The 16771-nt window shown below is 72.5% G+C and carries 17 protein-coding genes; 6 read left to right on the forward strand and 11 right to left on the reverse strand.

Going from position 1 to position 16771, the window contains the following annotated elements; all coding sequences use genetic code 11:
* Nucleotides 1-108: 108 nt before the first annotated feature.
* Nucleotides 109-762 carry an ATP-binding protein gene (locus ACWCPN_RS25160; RefSeq protein ID WP_451210182.1) on the forward strand — a complete coding sequence of 218 codons (654 nt, stop codon included), beginning with the start codon at nucleotides 109-111 and terminating at the stop codon, nucleotides 760-762.
* On the opposite strand, the gene ACWCPN_RS25165 is transcribed toward ACWCPN_RS25160, so the two are convergent.
* Complete coding sequence (locus ACWCPN_RS25165) at nucleotides 707-1399, reverse strand: GAF and ANTAR domain-containing protein (protein ID WP_392294639.1); 693 nt, start codon at nucleotides 1397-1399, stop codon at nucleotides 707-709. The two genes, ACWCPN_RS25160 and ACWCPN_RS25165, sit on opposite strands and share 56 nt — an antisense overlap.
* 104 nt (nucleotides 1400-1503) lie before the next feature.
* Nucleotides 1504-3228: an LCP family protein gene (locus ACWCPN_RS25170; RefSeq protein WP_451210185.1), complete on the reverse strand. Its 1725-nt coding sequence runs from the start codon at nucleotides 3226-3228 to the stop codon at nucleotides 1504-1506.
* A gap of 259 nt (nucleotides 3229-3487) precedes the next feature.
* Here ACWCPN_RS25170 and ACWCPN_RS25175 point away from each other — a divergent pair, with 259 nt between their 5' ends.
* The 3 genes from ACWCPN_RS25175 (at nucleotide 3488) to ACWCPN_RS25185 (ending at nucleotide 6200) form a co-directional block, all read left to right on the forward strand.
* Nucleotides 3488-3901 (forward strand): SRPBCC family protein, encoded by a 414-nt coding sequence (locus ACWCPN_RS25175; RefSeq protein ID WP_451210188.1) that lies wholly within the window; start codon nucleotides 3488-3490, stop codon nucleotides 3899-3901.
* Nucleotides 3902-4045: 144 nt separating this feature from the next.
* Nucleotides 4046-5266: a phospholipase D-like domain-containing protein gene (locus ACWCPN_RS25180; RefSeq protein WP_451210191.1), complete on the forward strand. Its 1221-nt coding sequence runs from the start codon at nucleotides 4046-4048 to the stop codon at nucleotides 5264-5266.
* Nucleotides 5267-5354: 88 nt separating this feature from the next.
* Nucleotides 5355-6200: a DUF1206 domain-containing protein gene (locus tag ACWCPN_RS25185; protein ID WP_451210194.1), complete on the forward strand. Its 846-nt coding sequence runs from the start codon at nucleotides 5355-5357 to the stop codon at nucleotides 6198-6200.
* A 177-nt stretch (nucleotides 6201-6377) separates the two neighbouring features.
* Here ACWCPN_RS25185 and ACWCPN_RS25190 read toward each other — a convergent pair whose 3' ends face one another.
* From ACWCPN_RS25190 to ACWCPN_RS25230, 9 genes are all read right to left on the reverse strand, one after another.
* Nucleotides 6378-6851: an ATP-binding protein gene (locus tag ACWCPN_RS25190; protein WP_451210197.1), complete on the reverse strand. Its 474-nt coding sequence runs from the start codon at nucleotides 6849-6851 to the stop codon at nucleotides 6378-6380.
* Nucleotides 6852-6915: 64 nt separating this feature from the next.
* Nucleotides 6916-7275, reverse strand: a complete 360-nt coding sequence (locus ACWCPN_RS25195) for an STAS domain-containing protein (RefSeq protein WP_365128408.1) — start codon at nucleotides 7273-7275, stop codon at nucleotides 6916-6918.
* A 44-nt stretch (nucleotides 7276-7319) separates the two neighbouring features.
* Entirely contained in the window at nucleotides 7320-7712 is a 393-nt protein-coding gene (locus ACWCPN_RS25200) for an STAS domain-containing protein (RefSeq protein WP_365128406.1), read from the reverse strand.
* On the reverse strand, nucleotides 7709-8806 hold the full coding sequence (locus ACWCPN_RS25205; RefSeq protein ID WP_451210200.1) for a cobalamin B12-binding domain-containing protein: 1098 nt from the start codon (nucleotides 8804-8806) through the stop codon (nucleotides 7709-7711). The genes ACWCPN_RS25200 and ACWCPN_RS25205 overlap by 4 nt, the downstream gene beginning before the upstream one ends.
* Complete coding sequence (locus tag ACWCPN_RS25210; protein WP_451210202.1) at nucleotides 8803-10398, reverse strand: PP2C family protein-serine/threonine phosphatase; 1596 nt, start codon at nucleotides 10396-10398, stop codon at nucleotides 8803-8805. Before ACWCPN_RS25210 ends, ACWCPN_RS25205 begins: the two co-directional genes overlap by 4 nt.
* A gap of 209 nt (nucleotides 10399-10607) precedes the next feature.
* Complete coding sequence (locus ACWCPN_RS25215; protein WP_451210541.1) at nucleotides 10608-11429, reverse strand: oxygenase MpaB family protein; 822 nt, start codon at nucleotides 11427-11429, stop codon at nucleotides 10608-10610.
* 64 nt (nucleotides 11430-11493) lie between these two features.
* Complete coding sequence (locus ACWCPN_RS25220) at nucleotides 11494-11982, reverse strand: MSMEG_6728 family protein (protein WP_451210205.1); 489 nt, start codon at nucleotides 11980-11982, stop codon at nucleotides 11494-11496.
* Between the two features lie 34 nt (nucleotides 11983-12016).
* Complete coding sequence (locus ACWCPN_RS25225; RefSeq protein WP_199209281.1) at nucleotides 12017-12250, reverse strand: hypervirulence associated TUDOR domain-containing protein; 234 nt, start codon at nucleotides 12248-12250, stop codon at nucleotides 12017-12019.
* 122 nt (nucleotides 12251-12372) lie between these two features.
* Nucleotides 12373-13833: an MFS transporter gene (locus ACWCPN_RS25230; protein ID WP_451210208.1), complete on the reverse strand. Its 1461-nt coding sequence runs from the start codon at nucleotides 13831-13833 to the stop codon at nucleotides 12373-12375.
* 237 nt (nucleotides 13834-14070) lie between these two features.
* Between ACWCPN_RS25230 and ACWCPN_RS25235 the strand changes: the two genes are divergently transcribed.
* Nucleotides 14071-15264: a cytochrome P450 gene (locus ACWCPN_RS25235; RefSeq protein ID WP_451210211.1), complete on the forward strand. Its 1194-nt coding sequence runs from the start codon at nucleotides 14071-14073 to the stop codon at nucleotides 15262-15264.
* Nucleotides 15265-15483: 219 nt separating this feature from the next.
* Complete coding sequence (locus ACWCPN_RS25240) at nucleotides 15484-16767, forward strand: glycosyltransferase (RefSeq protein WP_451210214.1); 1284 nt, start codon at nucleotides 15484-15486, stop codon at nucleotides 16765-16767.
* The last annotated feature ends 4 nt before the right edge of the window (nucleotides 16768-16771 follow it).

Raw genomic sequence — 16771 nt, forward strand, 5'->3', positions numbered from 1 at the left:
CGGTGACCGGCTCGTCCGCAACTGGTGGGCCGGAAGGCGGCTACGGGTCCGGCTTCTGGGTAGCCGACTGGTTCAGATCAGCTACCCAGTGACAACCGAGGCAGTTTCATGGCCATCCCGCTTAGGCAGAAGGCGTCGGATGAGCCGGAACGAAACGGGGACGCCTCGCTGCGATGGAACAACACCTGGGACAGCGGTGCCATCAGCGCCGCCCAGGCCCGCGCAGCGGCGGAGCGCTTCCTGGACCGTGTCCGTGCCACCGGCCGCATCCCCGTCCCCGACCGCGTGGTGCAGGACGCGCAACTGGTGGTCAGCGAGCTGATCACGAACGTCGTACGGCACACGTCGGGGCCCTGCGGGCTCGGTCTGGAGGTGTCACCCGACGGCGACCGTCTCAGCATCTCGGTGTGGGACTCCTCCCACCGGATGCCCGAGGTCCGGTCCCACGACGGTCAGCGGATCGGCGGCCACGGGCTCGAGATCGTCAAGGCGATCAGCCACACGCTGTCCGTGACGGCACGGGACGAGGGCAAGCACGTCGACGTGTCGCTCCTGCTGCCCGGCGCGCGCGGCCCCGCGGGTCCGGCGGACCCGGATCCGCTGCGCCGGGCGCCGGGCGATCGGACCCGGGCGGATCCGCCGAACGGCCCGCCACCGAGACGCGACGGATCCCCGCCCGGACGGACGGCGCCCGGCGCGGAGCCGGTCAGACCGGCCCCGGACGGTCGTCGCGTACCCGCTCGGCGATGTCGCGCAGCTTGACGTTGTGCTCCTGCGAGATGCGCCGCAACACGTTGAAGGCGTCCTCCTCGCTCAGCCGGTGGCGCTCGCGCAGAATGCCCATCGCCTCCCCGATCGCGTGCCGGCTCTGCAGCCCGTGCTCGAGCTGGTCGATGGTGCGCGCGCTGGCCAGCGCCACGGCGGCGTGCGAGGCCAGCAGCCAGCCGGCTGTCTCGATGTCCTTGCCGAAGGCCCCGGGACGGGAGCTGTACAGGTTCAGCGCCCCGAAGTCCTCCTGGTCCGTGTACAGCAGCACCCCCGTCATGCTGCACACACCGAGTCCGCGGGCCGCCGCCGCGAAACTCTCCCAGTCGGGCTGCGGCGCACTCATGTCGGGGATGCGGTAGACACGGTCGCCGCTCTTGCGCCGGGCCAGGTCGAAGCAGGGCCCCTCCCCCAGCTCGCCCTGGAGCCGGTCGCACTCGCGGACCATGTCGTGCGTCGCGGACAGGGTGACCGCCTTGCCCTTGCGCACCGCGAGGATGCCCGCCGACTCACAGCCGTCGACGAGTTCCACCGCCGCGGCGGAGATCGCGTCCAGCGTCGCCTGTACCGAGTCCTGCTCCAGCAGGTCCCTGGCGAGCCGGGCCATCGCCTCCGCGTACTCCCGCCACTCCATTCGCCACCACCCGTCTCGCTCACCGGTTCGATCAACAGTAGCGCCGCCACGGCGGGCTCCGCGCCTCCGGCTCCGGCCCGGGCGCGGCGGTCCTGAGCGACGGCTCAGTCGTCGGAGTCGGGTTTGCCGCGCGCGGCGGCGTACGCCTGCGCCGGTGTCATGGGCACGCCGTTGAGGCTGACCGTCTTGTAGGGACTGACCTTGGCGCAGGTCTTGGCCTGGTCGGCGGTCTGGGCGTGGGCGTTGGAGACGGCGGCCTTGGCGTCGGCCGGGGCCGGCGAGGCCGCCGACGAGCCGCCGGGCCAGCTGGTGCCGCTCGGCCAGTCGGCGCCGACGACCAGGGTGAGGCCGCTGCCGCCGCCCTGCTTCAGATGCGAGGCGGGCAGGCCCAGGGCCTTGGCGGCGGTCCGCGCCTCGGCCTTGCGGCCCGCGCCGTAGGTGAGCGTGGTGCCGGCGGCGGGGCTCGGGGCGTTGGCCGTGGTCGTACCGGTGCTGAAGCCCTTGGCGGTGAGGGCGGCGGCGACGGCGGAGGCACGGCCGGTGATCGCGGTGCCGTTCTCCACCGTGACGGCGATCTCGGAGGCGGGCACGGCCGAAGCCGTGGCCTTCGCCCCGGCGGTCGCCGGGGCCGCCCCGGACTTCCCGCCCGAACCGGTGGTCAGGGACCGGTCGCTCGCGATGGCGGAGAAGAGCGCCTTGGCACCAGAGCCCACCACGACCCGGTTGCTGTCGCCCGGGTCGGCGCCCGTCTGCATGGTGGTGAAGGTCATCCGCTTGGTGGGGACCTTGTTCACGTCGGTGGCGAGACCGATCAGCTTCTTCACGGTGCCGAGGCCGTCGTCCACGGTCAGCGCCTTGGTGGCCGCGTCCGCGAGGTCGTAGACCGCGCCCGGGTCGGTGAGCGTGCCCGCGCTCTTGAACTTGCGGATCATCGCGCCGAGGAAGATGTGCTGGGAGATGGTGCGTCCGAGGTCGCTGCCGTCGCCGAAGCCGTGCCGGGAGCGGACGAACTCCAGGGCCGCGACACCCTTGAGGGTGTGGCCGCCCTCGGACAGCTTCAGATGCGAGTACGTGTCGTAGACGTCGTCCGTGACGCAGACGGAGACCCCGCCGACGGCGTCCGACATCTTGACCACGCCGGAGAAGTCGAGCTTGACGAAGTGGTCGATGGGGATGCCGGTGAGCTGGTGCACGGTGGCCACCTGGCAGGCGGGGCCGTACTGCAGCGCGCTGTTGATCTGGCCGTAGTAGCCGCCCGTGGACCGGCCGGTCGAGCTGTCCTTGCAGGCCGGGACCTTGGTCATGGTGTCGCGGGGGATGCTCATCACGGTGGCGTTGGAACGGTCGGCGGATATGTGCACCACCATCTGCACGTCCGCGTTGCTGCCGTCCTGGACGCCGGTGCGCGAGCAGCCGCCGCCGAGTTCGCAGTCCGCCTTGCTGGTGCGGCCGTCCGAGCCCATCACCAGGATGTTGATCGGGGTGCGGCCGAACGCGTCGGCCTTCTCGGTGCCGCCCTTGCCGTCGAGCGAGACGCTGTGGATGTTGCCGTTCAGATGTTCGTAGAACCACCAGCCGGCACCGGCCGTGACCAGCACGGCGAGCGACAGGCCTATTCCGGCGATCCGCAGCGCGCGCCTGCCGCGCCGGACCGGCCGGCTCCGCCGCGCCCGTGCGCCGCGCGGCGGCCCGGCTTCCCGTGCCGCCTGGCGGGCGGCGCTGCGGCCGCCGGAGGGCCGCGGTGCGCCGGACTCGTCGGTGCGCTGCGCGGGCACCCGGGCCGTGCCGCGCGTGACCTGGCCGCCCGGACCGTCCCACGGGTCGCTCATCTTCCACTCCCCTGAACGATCGCGCCCGGCAGGCCGGACCGTTCGGGTGCACGAGCGGGCTTCACCTGGGCTTCTTCGGTTGCGAAATCTAACAAACCCATGGCGCGAAAGGCACAGATCCTGGGGCGATTCACAGGTGAGAGCTCGGCAAGACGGGCTGCCGGAACTGCCCGGCGCCGGGACGAAACGGGGCTTTTCGGCCGGCGTGAAAGGGGCACGCGTGCGGGGTACGTGTTCCGACCGGAGGGGCGGTGTCCCGATGTCCGAGTACGAGCGTTCCCGCACGATGCCCGCACAGCCCGAGCATGTCTTCGACCAGGCGGCCAACGCCGGCCAACTCGACGCCTGGCTGCCACGGGAGCTGCACGTGCGCGTCGAGGATCCGCCGGCCGTCACGGTCCACGAGGACGGCACCGGCCAGGACACGGCGGCCCTCATGCGCGCCGAACTCGACCAGATGCGCATCGAGTGGGGCACCCGCGAGCAGGGCGACTACGCGGGCTGGCTCCAGGTGGCGGGCATCGGAAGCGGCGCCAGCGAGGTGACCGTGCACCTGTCCTTCTTCGACGAGAGCCACGATCCGGGCGAGCGGCAGGTGAACGACGCCCTCGACCACAGCCTGCGGCGCCTGGAGGAGCAGGTACGGCTGCGCGTCGACAACACGGCGGGGTGAGCCCGCCGCCGGCCTGTGTGTCCGGTCACCGGACGCCGTCCGAAGGCATGCACCGCGCCCTGCGGGTATACGTACGCCCGGCGGATCCGGCGCCCGCCCCGAAGCCATGGTGAGGGGGGCGGGCCATGACAGGGGAGGCAGGGCATGTTGCAGCGGACGGCGGAGGAGGACGGGCACCCCGACACGGGTGTCACGGTGGCCGAGGACACGGAGGTCCGCAAGCAGCGGCTGCGAAGACGGCTGGAGCGGCTGCTCGGCATCGCCGCGACGGAGGGCAACCGGCTCACGCGGCTGCGCAACGGCGACGCGATCTTCCCCGCCATGCTCGAGGCGATCCGTTCGGCACGGCACACCATCGACATGATGACCTTCGTCTACTGGCGCGGCGAGATCGCGCACGAGTTCGCCAACGCGCTGGCGGACCGGGCGAGGGCGGGGGTGCGGGTGCGCCTGCTGCTGGACGGGTTCGGGGCGAAGGAGATCGAGCCGCGTCTCCTGGACGCCATGGACGAGGCGGGGGTCCAGGTCGCCTGGTTCCGCAAGCCGGTGCGGCTGTCCCCGCTGAAGCAGAACCATCGCTGTCACCGCAAGGCCCTGGTCGTGGACGAGACCGTCGCCTTCACCGGCGGCGTCGGCATCGCGGAGGAATGGTGCGGGGACGCCCGCGGTCCCGGCGAGTGGCGGGACACCCACGTGGAGGTGCGCGGACCGGCCGTGGACGGCATAGCGGCCGCCTTCGCGCAGAACTGGGCCGAGTGCCATGACACCCTCTACGACGAGCGGGACCGTTTCGTCGAGCACGAGCAGCCGGGCCAGGCGGTCGTGCAGGTGGTCCGGGGGTCGGCCAGCTTCGGCTGGCAGGACATGCAGACGCTCATCCGGGTCGTGTTGACGTCCGCACAGGAGCGGTTCCGCCTCTCCACGGCGTACTTCGCGCCCGACGACTACTTCGTCGACCTGCTGGCCGCCACCGCCCGGCGCGGCGTGCAGGTGCAGATCCTGCTGCCCGGCCCCCACACCGACCAGCGGGCCTGCCGGCTGGCCGGGCAGCACCACTACCAGCGGCTGCTGGACGAGGGCGTCGAGATCCGCGAGTACCAGCCCACAATGCTGCACACCAAGATCATCACAGTCGACTCGGTCGCCTCGCTGATCGGCTCGACGAACTTCAACCGGCGCTCCATGGAGCACGACGAGGAGGTCATGCTCGCCGTGCTGGACGAGGAGTTCACCGCCGGCCTGGACAGTGACTTCGACGAGGACCTGAAGCGCGGCGAGCCGGTCGACCCCGTGCGCTGGCAGCGCCGGCCGGTGCTCCAGCGGGCCCGCGAGCTCTCGGTCGCCCCGATCCGCAGGTTCCTGTAGGGGAGTTCGTCCTGTCCCGCCCGGCGCGGCGGGACAGGCGGCCCCGCCGGGCAGGTGTCGAAACCGGGTTGGGGGGAATCGGCGCAGTATGGATGCACAGTCATGGGCCCTGCGAGGACGGGGCCACGCCCGCCGCGCGGCCGACAGCACGGCGATGGCCGCGGCGGCCCGCTCGGGATTCGCCGCCCGTGGACTGATCTACCTGCTGGTGGGCGTCATAGCCCTGCAGATAGCGTTCGGCGGTGACGGCGGCGGCAAGCAGGCCGACCGCGGTGGCGCGCTCGGTGAACTCGCGTCCAAGCCGTTCGGCTCGGCGATGCTGTGGATCGTCGGCATCGCCCTCGCCGGCATGGCGCTGTGGCGCCTGTCGGAGGCGGCGTTCGGCGCCGCGGGCGCGGACGGGAGGAAGCCGTCCAAGCGGGCCATGGCCGCGGCCCGGGCTGTGTTCTACGCCTTCCTGTCCTTCTCGGTCCTGTCGTACGCGGCCGGGGACAAGGGCAGCGGCAGCGGCTCCTCCGACCGGAACACCGACGACATCACCGCCACCGTGCTGAAGTGGCCGGGCGGACAGTGGATCGTCGGTCTCGCCGGGGCCGTTGTGGTGGGCGCCGGACTGTGGATCGCCGTCCGGGCGGTGATGAAGAAGTTCCGCAAGCACCTGCGGACCGCGGAGATGTCGCACAAGGCCAGGCGGTTCACCGACTTCTTCGGGATCGCCGGCGGCACGGCCCGGGGCCTCGTCTTCGCCGTCGCCGGTGTCTTCGCGCTGGTCGCCGCGGTACAGCACCAGCCCGGCAAGGCCAAGGGCATGGACGACACGCTGCGTTCGTTCCGCGATCTGCCGGCCGGTCCGTGGCTGCTCGCCCTCATCGCCCTCGGCCTGGCGGCGTTCGGCGTCTTCTCCTGGTGCAACGCCCGCTGGCGCGAGGTCTGAGCGGGTCCCCGGTCTAGTGCTGTGGCCGGAAAGGTTTGCCGGGATGCTCGCGGCGTCCGGTGCGGTGCATCGCAAGGCGGAGCATGGCCCGCGTACTGGATGTACTCGGGTGATGCGACAACGCGGCGAGGTGCCGTGCCGGGCGTCGCGAGCCGGTGAACCTTTCCGGCCACAGCACTAGCCGGGCAGCGGCACCGTGGCCGAGACCTGTTTGCCCTGGGCGTGCCGGGTGACGCGCAGGCGGCCGCAGATCCGCAGCACGAGGTGCAGACCGCGGCCGCCCATCCGCTCGGCGTCCACGGGCCGCACGACGGGAGCGCGCTGGGAGGTGTCCGAGACGGTGACGCGCAGCTCGTGCCGGCCGGGAGCGAGCTCCAGCAGCATGCCGCAGGGGCCGGGAGCGTGGCGCAGCGCGTTGGTGATCAGCTCGCTGACCACAAGCTGCGCGTCCTGGCCGGCCCGCTGGGTGGGTGAGTGACCGGCTCGCGCGAGCAGGGTGCGGACGGCTGCACGCGCGTCGGCGATGCGCAGGGCGCCTTCGGCCCAGGTCCCGCTGAAGCGGAGCACGTCGGCCGGCCCGGCTGCGGGCAGGCCGTTCTGTGGGCCCGCCGTCGTGTGCGGCCCCGGGCCGCCCTCGCTCTGATGCGTCACGGACAATCCGTCCCCCTCGGTGTTCCCGTCATCCTTCCCGTCCCTCCCGGTGGCGCGCCGCGGCTCAGGACGTGTCGCTGCGCAGCGCGCTGTCGCGGGAGTCGGTGATGGTGAAGTGTCCGAGGGTGCCGCTGATGGTCAGCAGCCGGACCAGTCCCTCCTGCAGCGGGCCGAGGATGACGAACTCACGGCCCCGCGCGCGGTGGCGCCGCTGGGCGTCGAGGAGGGCACTGAGCAACTGGCTGTCGCCGAAGGTGACCCCGGACAGGTCCACCACGGTGGTCGGGACGTCGGACTCGTCGGCCTCGGCCCAGGCGGCGCGCAGCAGGTCGCACTCGTCGAAGTCGATCTCACCGCGCACCCTGATCTCCAGGACGCGCGCGTGCCGCGCGACCTGCACTGTTGTCTCGGATCCCCACCGCATGACGTCATCCTGCCATCCGCGGTCGGGGGGAGGCGAGGCCGGTGTCACGAGACCACCGCCCCGGTGACTCCGCCCTCATTCGGCGGGGCCGGTTCGCCCGCCGCGACGGGTGCCGTGAGGTGTCCGAGCACGTTGGTCTGACGCAGCATGCGCTCCAGGGCGTCGGGCCGGTTGTCCAGGTGCAGTACGGCGCCGACCGCACAGGTGTGCCGGTGGATCATCAGCAGCGCGGAGAGTCCCATGGAGTCGATCCACGTGAGCGCGGCGAAGTCCAGGCGCACGTGGCGGGGGGCCGGAGGGCCGGCGAGACCGGCGACCACGGTGTCCACCAGCTCGTCGCAGGTGTCGTAGTCGAGTTCCCCGGCGACGCGCACGGTCAGGGTGGACGGCGCGTTGTCCGTGGTGAGGCTGAATTCGGTGGCAGAGTGCTGGGTCATACGTGCAGGTCGGGTCCGGGTCCGTGCGCGGGCGAGTGGGCACGCTCGAGCAGGGCGGTGGCGCCCTCACGGAGCATCTTCATGGTACGCGGGAAGTCGCGCAGCCGGTCGGACAGCGCGTCCAGGCCGCTGACCAGGGAGATCGCCGGTACGCTCCGCGCCTCGAGGATCTCGGCGGTCCACAGGAGGAAGCCGGTGAACACCTCGATGTCGTCGACGTAGAGCGCCGTGGCCAGGAAGTCGACGATGTGCGCGATGTCCTCGGCGGTCCGCTCCCGCTGCTCGTCGCTGTACGCGCGCAGCGCGGGGAAACGGTCCTCCAGGTCCAGCAGGGTCTGCTTGACGAGCGTGCCGCGCGACTGGGCGACCATCGTGTACTCCTGGTCGGCCAGGTGCGGCAGGTCGTCCACGATCTGCCGGGCGGCGGCCGGGTCCGGGTGCGGCAGGTCGGCCTCCAGTGCCGCCGCCGCGCCGCGGGCGTCGGCCGCCCACCGGTCCGCTCCGAGCGCGAACGCGTAGCGGCCCTGCGGGCCGAACGCGCGGCCTCCGGCCAGCACCGGCACGCCGACGGCCTGGCAGGCCGTGATGGCCGCGTGCGCGGTGGGCAGGTGGGTGGGGATCGACCCGGACAGCAGCACCGCCCGCGGATTGGTGCGGTGCAGGTGGGCGACGAGGTGAGGGGTGGGCGTCTGCGCGCCGAGGTAGTCGACCTGCCAGCCGCGCAGGCGCAGTATCTCCGCCACCAGCCGGGCGGGGAAGGCGTGCCACTCCCCGTCCACGCAGCCGACCGTCACCCGCCCGCGGTACGCACCCGCGTACGGGCCGCCGTCCTGACGGTGGGCCAGCGCGGCGACCACCCGCTCGTTGATGGCGGTGGCGGCGTGTTCCTGGGCCACGCTGATGCGGTTGGCGGCCCATTCGGTGCCGATCTTCTCCTGGACCCGGGCGATGACGTCCAGCAGCAGGGTCTCCTCGTCGACGACGCCCTCGGCGAGCGCGCCGTGCACGATGCCGACCGCGCTGTACTCGTCGCCGTCCACGACGGCCTGCCAGAGCCGGTCCTCGATCCGGCTCACCTGTACGGGAACGCTCACCAGCGCCTCCCCTCACGCTCGCCCGCGCCGTCGCGGTCCGGGGCTCCCGGCGGGACCTTCGCCGGGGCACCCTTCGCCGGGGCGCTGACGGCGACGGTCGCCATGTCGTCGTGGCGGCCGCCGCCGATCCACTGGGCGGCGAGCATCTGCACGCGCTCCACGACCGCCTCGGCCGGCAGCCCGGCGCACTCGGCCAGGGTCCGCCGCAGCCGCCGCTCGCCGAACATCTCGTCCCCGAGCGGACCGCCGCGAGCCTCGGTGATGCCGTCCGTGTACAGCAGGCAGGTCTCCCCGGGGCCGAGCACCGCCTCGGCGCCGACCGAGCTGATCTCGGGCAGCGCGCCGACCAGCGTGCCCTGGGTGGGCACCTCCTCCACGCTGCCGTCACGGCGCACGATCAGCGGCGGCAGGTGCCCGGCGCTGGTCAGCCGTACGTGCACCCGGTCGTCACGGCGGCGCACGGAGGCCAGCACCAGGGTGGCGAAGCGGGTGTGCTGAGTGGTCAGCAGGGCGCCGTTCAGCAGTCTCAGCACTTCGTCGTGGTTTCCGGCCAGGGGCAGCAGGGCGTGCAGGGTGTTGCGGATCTTGCCGGTCAGCACGGCCGCGTCCAGGCCCTTGCCGGCGACGTCACCGAGCACGACGAGGGTCTCCTGGGAGGCCTCGGCGCCGGGGTGGAAGTCGTAGAAGTCACCACCCACCCGCTCCTCGTCCCCGGCGGGACGGTACTGCCCGGCGTACTCGACCCCGTCGACCGTGTGCAGGGCGGGCGGCAGGAGTTCGCGCATCAGCGTGGCCGTGATGGCGGTCTGCTCGGTGTACAGGCGGGCCGCGGACAGCGCGGCTCCGGCCCGGGCGGCGAACAGCCGGGCGAAGACCTCCTCGCCCTCGGTGAAGACGCGCTCGGTGCCGGAGCGGAGCAGGATGAGGGCACCGGCGGGGACGCCGTGCCCGGGCAGCGGGGTGACGATCACCGAGCCGACCGGCCCGGCGAAGCCCTCCGGGACCGCCCAGCCCGGGAGGCCGTCGGGGTCGATCCACCGGGCCGGGACCGGCGGGAACCCCTGCAGGGCCTCCGCCAGGCCGTGCACGGCGCGCGGGTCGATCTGCCGCACGGCCCGCTGGACGGGCCGGCCCCGCTGGGCGTAGGTCAGGGTGTGCCGGCGCCCCTGCGGGGGAAGCACGAGCACGGCGGCCTCGGCGAGGTGCTCCGCGGCCATGCCGACGGTCGCCTCCGCGCAGCGCGGCACGTTGAGGGTGGACAGCAGTCTGCTGGACACGGCCGACAGGACGGCCACCCGTTCCTGCGAGCTGTGCAGGGCGGTCTCGGCCACACGCCGGTCGGTGTCGTCGATGAGCCACCACACCACGGTGCCGTCCTCCGACGGGGTGGCATGGGCCTCGTAGCGGCGTTCCTCGATCTCTCCGGTGAGGGGGCCGGTGAAAGCGCCGGCCGCTCCCTCGGTGAGGCGCCGGTGGGCGGCGGACAGCCAGGACGGCACGAGGTGCTGCCGTTCGCCGTCGCCGTTCCCGTGCGGAAGCAGCCGGCGGGCGGCGGCGTTCAGGCCGACGAGACCGCCGTTCCGGTCGATCACGAGGACCGGGTAGGGGGCATCACCCCAGGTCGCGCCGACGTTGACGCCGGCGTCCCGCGGGTCGGCAAAAGAACTCGGGGAAGCGCACACACGCGGGGGCACGCGAGCCGCGCGCCCCACCACCTTCCTGCCTCAGGGGATGTTGTCCTTTGGCAACCGTCCCGCATCCACCGCCCGGAAGCAAGCCGCCCCCAGGCATTCGCCCACCGTCAGGACGGCTTCGGGGGCGGCGCCATGGCCCAGCGGATGGTGCGGGTGAGCAGGTGACCGGCCGGGCGCACCGTGAGGTCCTCGACCAGCGGCACCCGGGGCAGCCGCAGCAGGGCGCGGGCCCAGTCCGGCAGGAGGTTCACGGCGTTCGCGGCCAGGGCGCCGTACAGGGGGCGCGCGGCGAGCGGAACGGGCGGTTCGAGGAGCAGGAAGCGTGCCACGGCACGCGCCTCGGGGGTGGCCCCGAGTTCCGGCCGGTAGCGCTCCAGCCGGTCGGACAGGGCCTCGCGGTCGCGCGGCGGGTCGGTCACCCCGAGGGCCTCGGCGACCGTCGCGGTGTCCGCGGCGTAGCCGTCGTAGCCCGCCCGGTCGAGACGGTGGGCCCCGTAGCGTTCGTGGGCGCGCAGGAAGCACTCGGTCTCGGCGGTGTGCACCCAGCCGAGCAGATGGGGGTCGGCGGCGTGGTAGGGCTCACCCTGCCGGGTGTGCCCCCGCACTTGTGCGTGGATGCCGCGGACCCGGTCGACGGCCGCCTGCGCGTCGGCCGCCGTGCCGTAGGTGGTGACGGCCAGGAAGGCGCTGGTGCGCTGCAGCCGGCCCCACGGATCGCCGCGGTAGCCGGAGTGGGCGTCGACGGCGGCCATGGCGAGGGGATGCAGGGACTGCAGCAGGAGGGCGCTCACTCCGCCGATGAACATCGAGGCGTCGCCGTGGACGGTCCGGATGGGCCGGTCGGGCCCGAACCAGCGGGGGCCCGGGGTGCCGTGGATACGGGCGCGGATCTCGCCTCCGTCGGGGCCCGCCACCCGGCGGAAGAGCATCGCGCCGAGTTGGGCGCGCAGGTCCGGCAGCACGGCTTCTCCCGTCTCCCGTCGGCCGCCCGCGTCACTCACCGGCGGACACCCCCTCTCGTTCCCGGTCGGACCGCGGCCACACATACGGCAGGTCGTCGGGTACGCCGGGGAACGTCCGGCCGTAGGCGTCCGGGTCCTTGCGGACGAGCGCGGAGCGGTGACTGCGGTGGAAGTCCTCGTCCCCGAGCCAGGGCGGCAGCTCGCCGGCGGCCGCGAGAGCCTGCTGGTCGCGCACGGGCGCGCCGGGGCGCTCCGCCGCGAGACCGGCGACCAGGGAGGCGGCGCAGCTGTCCTGGTGGCCCCGGTCCCGCCAGACCCGGCAGATCTCCAGGCCGTAGCGGACCAGGGCCTCCTCGTATCCGGTCCACATGCGCACGGCGGGGTGCCGGCGCCATCCGTAGCCGGGGACGGTCAGGCCGCGCAGGACTGGGAGCGCCTCGACACGCTGTTTGCCGAGGCGTCTGCGGTCCAGGATCAGGGCGGAGCGGTGGAAGTCGGGATCGGGCAGGAATGTCTGCATGGGGGCGGTCCTCGCCTCCCGCGGTGGTCCGCGGTCACTTCTTGCGCAGCGAGGACGGCTTGTGCACCGCCCGCTTGCCGGACTTGGCGCTGCGGACCTCGTACTGCGGGTCGTCGGGCGAGGCGTCCACCGTGCGTCCGGCGGCCTCGGTGCGCTTGGTGAGTTTCCGCTCGACCTCGCCCTCCGTGGTGCTCCCGTGGCTCTTCCAGGCCACCGTGTCGCCCTTGGCGAGGTCCTTGCCGGAACCCTGTCGCTTGCTGCCGGCCATGGTCGTCGGTCCCTTCGTCGCGGCCCCCCGGTCGTGGTCGCGGGTCCTGCCGGTCCCGCGCCGCCCCCGCGCTCCCGTGTACCCCGCACCTGAGGGACGAACGCGACGAAACGGGCTCCGGGTCACACCGCGCCCTCCTTGTCCCGCCCCATGAGGCCCACCAGCGCCACGACCAGCAGGTCGAAGGCGACCAGGACCGTCAGGGAGACGCTGAAGGCGTGGGGGGCCGTGGCCGGGCCGGAGTGGTCGGACACCAGCCGGAAGAAGATGCTGCCGGTCAGGGCCGTGCCCACCGTCGCGCCGATCTCCTGGGCGGTGGTGAGCATGCCGGATGCGGCGGCCGCGTGGTCGGGACCCACCGGAGCGAGGACCATGGCCGAGAGCGGCGCCATCGTCAGGCCCATACCGACGCCGGCCACCAGCAGCGGCAGGGCGAGCAGGGCGGCCTCGCCGCCCGCGCCGATCTCCCGCACCAGGAGGGCGAGCCCGCCGTAGCCGAGGGCGACCAGGAAGGCACCGGCCGCCGGGGCCCACCGGCCCAGCCGGCTCACGGCCCTGCCGCCGAGGGCGGTGGCGCCGAAGAAGCCGGCGCCCATCGGGAGGTACATCAGGCCGGAACCCAGCGGCGACATGCCACGTCCCTGCTGGAGATAGAGCGACAGCACCAGGAAGCAGGCGCCCATGGTGGCGAAGTAGAACATCATGGCCACCAGACCGACGGAGAACGTCCGCGAGCGGAAGAGCGTCGTGTCGACCAGGGGTGAGCCGCCCCGGACCGTGCCGCGGTGCTGTTGCAGCGCGAACGCCCCCAGTACCGGCACCGCCGCGACGAGGCAGAGCACCGACCACAGCGGCCAGCCCAGTTCGCGGCCCTCGGTCAGCGGCAGGACGACGGCGACCAGGCCGAGCATGACCAGGAGCATGCCGACGACGTCCAGGCCGGGGCCGCCGCCGCCGCGCGACTCGGGGACCAGCCGGGGCACCAGCACCACCGCGACCAGCCCGATGGGCACGTTGACCAGGAAGATCGCCCGCCAGCCGAGGCCGCCCGGATCGAGCGCGATCAGCGAGCCGCCGATGAGCTGCCCGAACACGGCGGCCATGCCGATCGCCAGGCCGTACACGTTGAACGCGACCGTCCGCGCCCGCCCCTCGTACATCGCGCCGAGCAGAGCCAGCACCTGCGGGGTGACGAGCGCGGCGGCGACCCCCTGGAACACCCGGGCGGCCACGAGCTGTCCGGGGTTCTGGGCCAGACCGGCACACGCGGACGCGGCGGTGAACAGCGCGAGCCCGAGCACGAACAGCCGCCGCCTGCCGTAGAGATCGCCCATCCGCCCGGACGTGATCATCAACGTGGCGAGCGGCAGGCCGTATCCGGCGAGGACGAACTGCACGGCGACGGAACTCGCGTGCAGCTCGCTCTGGATGTCGGGCACGGCGACGTTCACGATGAAGAAGTCCAGGACCGTGATGAAGGTGCCGAGCGACACCAGCACGAGCGGACTCCAGCGCGGCGGCTCCGCGGAGGGCGCGGCGGGCGCCTCCCTCAGCTCCGATCCGGACAACTCCTCGGTTGCCATGAATGCCCCCTCGGGGATTTATCCCACTACGTTTAAAATGGCATGCGTTGTCACGTGCACAGCTATTCGCGGTTTTCTGGAAGTCAGGCCACCGAGAGCATCTTGACATACGACCCATGGAAAGAAATCGGCCATGTCAGCGCCGCGTCAGCGGGCCTGCTCAAGCTGGGTGGGAACCACCTGGACACCCTTCGAGAAAGCGCTATCCAAGCCGACCGCGCAACGAGAAAGGGAATCATGATCCACGCTGAGGCGACCCCCATGGAGTGGCCGCTCCCGCGCACGTGCCCGATGTCCCAGCCCCCGGCACTGGCCGAGTACCGCGACGGCCCGCCCCGCGAGGTCCAGCTCCGGGACGGGCGGCGCGCCTGGCTGATCGCCCGTCACGCGGACGTGCGCCAAGCCCTCGCCGAACCCCGGCTGAGCGTCGACGACCAGCACCCGAACTGGCCCAATCGACTCTTGTTCCCGGTACCTCCGAGAGCCGTTTCCTTCTGGCGCATGGATCCGCCCGAACACGGCACATACCGGAAAATGGTGGCCCCGGAATTCACCGCACACCGCACCCAGATCCTCCGTCCGCTCATCGAGGCGGTGGCGGACGAGTTACTGGACGAAATGACCAGGGCGACCGGCCCCGTGGATTTCCACGCGGCTTTCTCGCTGCCTCTCCCCTGCACCGTGATCGCCCGGATCTTCGGCGTTCCGGACGAGGACATGAACGAATTCAAGGCGAGTACGAGCGCCATACTCAACCAGGCGGAACCGGAGAAGGCGATCGAGGCGTTCATCGCCACCACCGAGTACCTCGCCCGGCTGGCCGAGGCGCGGGCCGGCGAACCGCGGGACGACCTGCTCAGCCGCCTGACCGTCGACTACGTCCGCACCGGCCTGCTCTCCGGCGAGGACCTGGTGGCGCTGGTGAGGCTGATGCTCATCGCCGGGCACGAGACGACGGCCAACCAGATCGCGCTCAGCGTCTACACCTTGCTGGACCGGCCCGACGTGCTCGCCGAACTCCACGCCGATCCAGGCCTGTTGCCGAAGGTCGTCGACGAACTGCTGCGCTACTGGTCGATCGCCCAGGATAACGTTGTCCGGGTCGCCGCCAGGGAACTGACCATCGGCGGCACCCGCATCGCGGCCGGGGACGCCGTGATCATCTCCATCCCGGGCGCCAACCACGACGAGACCGTGTTCGCCGCCGCGACGGACTTCGACATCCACCGGGACAACAGCCACCACCTGGCCTTCGGGCACGGTGCGCATTTCTGCCCCGGCGGCCCGCTGGTCCGCATGGAACTCGAGGTGGCCATCGGCGCGGTCTTCCGCCGCCTGCCCGGACTGCGGCTCGCCGTACCCCGTGAGGAGGTCGCCGCCAGCACCGACACCCTCGTCTACGGCCTGAGGAGTCTGCCGGTCATCTGGTAGCTCCAGCCCGCCGGTGAGGCCCCACGGACGTCACGAGCACACGCTCACGCGCCGGAGGCAGATGGGAGCGCTCCCACCTCTGTCGTCGGGCGCCCTCGCCCCGCAACCCCCCGGATCCGCCAACCGTGCGAAAGCCGCACCCCACGAAGTGAGGTACCAGATGGAACAGCCAACGGCCCGGCGCACCACCGCCGTATCCCGCCGGACGGAGGTGGCGGCATGAGGATCGGTGTGTCCACGGCCGGCAGCCGCGGCGACTTCGAACCGTACGTCGCCCTCACCCAGGGCCTGATCGACGCCGGTCACGAGGTGGTGTTCGCCGCGCCCCGCGACGCCCGCGGCCTGGTCGCGGGGACGGACGCCGAGTTCGTCGAGATGGATCTGGAGGTCCGCGAGGTGCTGCGCTCCGAGGAGGGCAGGCGCTGGCTGGCCGCCGGGAACGTGGAGGCGTACCTCGCGGGCATCACGAAGATGCTGTCGGAGGCACGGCACACCATCGGCGCGGCGGTGCTGGCGGCGGCCGAGGGCGCCGACGTCCTGGTCACCGGCGTCAACACCGAGGACTACGCGCTCGCGGTCTCCCAGTCGCGCGGCACGCCTGTCGTCCTCGGACACCTGACGCCGTGGCTGATGACCGACGAGTTCCCGCAGCCGCTGACCCCGCAGGCGGTACCGGACGGTGTTCCGGCCGAGCAGTACCACCTCCAGACCCACCAGGTGGCCGAGGACGTCTACTGGCAGGGCAAGAAGGACGACATCAACGAGTTCCGCGCCTCGCTCGGCCTGCCGCCCGCCCCCGGCGCGGCGCTGACCTGGACCGTGGACCTGGGCCTGCCGACACTCCAGGCGTTCAGCGAGCAGGTGGTCCCGCGCCCGCACGACTGGGCGCCGCAGAACACGGTCACCGGTTTCTGGCGGCTTCCGCACGCGGTGCGCGAACGGGTGGGGGAGGCGGTCGTCCCCGGCGGGCTGGCCGACTGGCTCGCGGACGGCCCGGCGCCGGTGTTCCTCGGCTTCGGCAGCATGCCGGTGCTGGACCCGCAGAAGCTGGTCGACCTGATCGTGAGCGCCGCCGGGCGGACCGGGCTGCGGCTGCTGGTCGGCGTGGGCTGGTCGGATCTGTCCGGCCTGACCGGCGACCTGCCGGAGAACGTGCGGCTGGTGGGCGCCGTCGACCACGACTGGCTGTTCCCGCGCTGCCGGGCCGTGGTGCACCACGGCGGGGCCGGCACCACGGCCGCCGGCCTGACGGCCGGGCTGCCCACCTGGATCTACACCGTCTTCAGCGACCAGCCGTTCTGGGGCGAGCGGGTGGCCCGCCTCGGCGTCGGCGGGTACGCGAACTTCCAGGAGTTCGGGCTGGAGCACCTGGTGGGTGTGCTGGACCGGCTGGTCGGCGACGACCTGCGCGAGCGCGCCGCGGCCATCGGCGAACGGCTCCGCAAGGAGGACGGCGTGGGCACGGCGGTCAACCTGATCGGCAAGCTCGCCGACCGGGCCTGACCTC

It is taken from the genome of Streptomyces sp. NPDC002386 (assembly GCF_053593175.1).